Consider the following 1751-nt stretch of genomic DNA (forward strand, 5'->3'; position numbering starts at 1 on the left):
GGAATGAACCGGGCGTGACGCGGCTTTCCCGTCTCCCGCTCGTTCAACTCGGCCAGCTCCTCGGCGGCGGCACTGACAGCGGCAGCGGCCGCGGACAGACAGGCTGCCCGCTCGGCGGCAGGGGTCCTGGCCCAAGCGCGGCTGGCTTAGCGGGCCCGTGCGATGGCGTTCTCACCGAAGGTGTATTCGCCTCGTGGTTGGGCACGCTGAGGGAATGGGTGTCGTCGTGGTCGGCCAGGTGGGTCGGGACTTGGCTCTGCGCACGGCACGTTTCCCGGCTGAAGGCGGCACGGAGCCGGTGATCGAGCGCCTCGAGCGGCTCGGCGGCAAGGGCGCCAACCAAGCCGTCGGCCTGGCGCAACTGGGCGTGCCGGTGAGCTTGGTCGGAGTGGTTGGCCACGACACCGCTGGCACCGCGGTGGCGGACGAAGCGGCTCTCGACGGCATCGACGTCGCCGACGTCATACAGCGCGGCAGCACCGCACTCTTGGTCACCCTCGTCGACCGTCAGGCGCGACGTCGGCTGTTCGAGGACGTTCCCCGGTCGGCACTGCTCACCGCCGAGGACATCGGTCGGGCCGCCGTAGCGATCGATTCCGCGGATACCGTATCGATCCAACTGCAGCAACCCGCCGACGCCGTATTGGCCGCCGCGAGCCGCGCCAGGCGGGCAGGCGCCCGGGTGATCACGGACGGCGTTGTCGGGCCGGAGTCTGTCGACGAGTTACTTGCCTCGGTGGACGTCCTGCGCGCGGATGCCAAGGAGGCCGAACTGCTTGCAGGTGAACCGCTTCGGTCCGTCACCGAAGCGTTGGAGCTGGCGAAGCGCTTGCTAGAGGCCCATCCGGAGTTGGTGGCACTCGCGATCCCCGAAGTGGGTGATCTGCTCGTCTGGTCAGGCGACAGCCACCTCTACCCGGTGTCGAAGACGCCGACGGTCGATCGCACGGGCGCCGGCGACGCCTTCATGGCGGGTCTGGTCACAGCACTGCGCGACGGCGCCTCCCCTGTCGACGCTGGCGATCTCGCCACCAGAGCGGCCGCCGCCACCGTGACGCACCTAGGTGGACGCCCTGACTTGGCGCATCTGGTGCGCCCGCAAAGGGGGTGAGGGTGCTGAAGATGCCCGGCACACTCGGCTGACGTCAACACCGCTCGCCGTCGCGGCGGCCTAGGACGGATGCAGCAGGAACTCGACCAACACTTCGGTCATCGCCGGAATGGCGTCGCGGGTGATCACTTCGTAGCCGTGGGTGCTCAACGTCGGCAGGCAGAGTAGGCCAGCCTTGGCCGACACCCCGGTGGCCTTGGCATGCGATGCGTCCGATTCGAATGCGCCGAGTACCGCCGCCTGTGGCGACAGGTCCAACTCCTCGGCGACGGCCATCAGTCGGTCCGCGACGTCCTTGTCGTAGACGCAGAGCGCATCGCTGAAGGCGATGATGGGACCGCCGCTGACACGTGTCCCGTACTCCTTCTCGGTCGGTCCCACCTCGAGCGCGAGGGTGAGATCACCCGGAAGTGTGCGACTGGCGTACGCGCCGCCTACACCGCCGACCTCCTCGTTCGTAGTGAACACCAGGTAGACGTCGTTCGGCGGGCGCTCGGCACGCCCTCGAAGCGAGCGCGCCGCCCGTAAGAGGGCGGTGATCGGCGCACGGTCGTCCATGAAGTAACCGCCGAGGTAGTCGCCGACCTCGACCAGTGCGCGCTTGCTGCGTTCCACGCAGACGCGCGTCCCCGGACGAATC

At 68.6% G+C, this 1751-nt stretch carries 2 protein-coding genes and 1 pseudogene; 1 reads left to right on the forward strand and 2 read right to left on the reverse strand.

Annotated features, from left to right (window positions below; translation table 11 throughout):
• Nucleotides 1-134: pseudogene (locus ACRDUX_RS38250) on the reverse strand (aldehyde dehydrogenase family protein); the annotation flags it as partial.
• A gap of 80 nt (nt 135-214) precedes the next feature.
• Here ACRDUX_RS38250 and ACRDUX_RS38255 point away from each other — a divergent pair.
• Nucleotides 215-1111 carry a PfkB family carbohydrate kinase gene (locus tag ACRDUX_RS38255; protein WP_526422332.1) on the forward strand — a complete coding sequence of 299 codons (897 nt, stop codon included), beginning with the start codon at nt 215-217 and terminating at the stop codon, nt 1109-1111.
• 60 nt (nt 1112-1171) lie between these two features.
• Here ACRDUX_RS38255 and ACRDUX_RS38260 read toward each other — a convergent pair.
• Nucleotides 1172-1751 (reverse strand): M20/M25/M40 family metallo-hydrolase (locus ACRDUX_RS38260; RefSeq protein ID WP_526422334.1); only part of this gene is annotated, 580 nt, incomplete at its 5' end.

The sequence above is a fragment of the Mycobacterium sp. genome (assembly GCF_050701675.1).
GTDB lineage: Bacteria > Actinomycetota > Actinomycetes > Mycobacteriales > Mycobacteriaceae > Mycobacterium.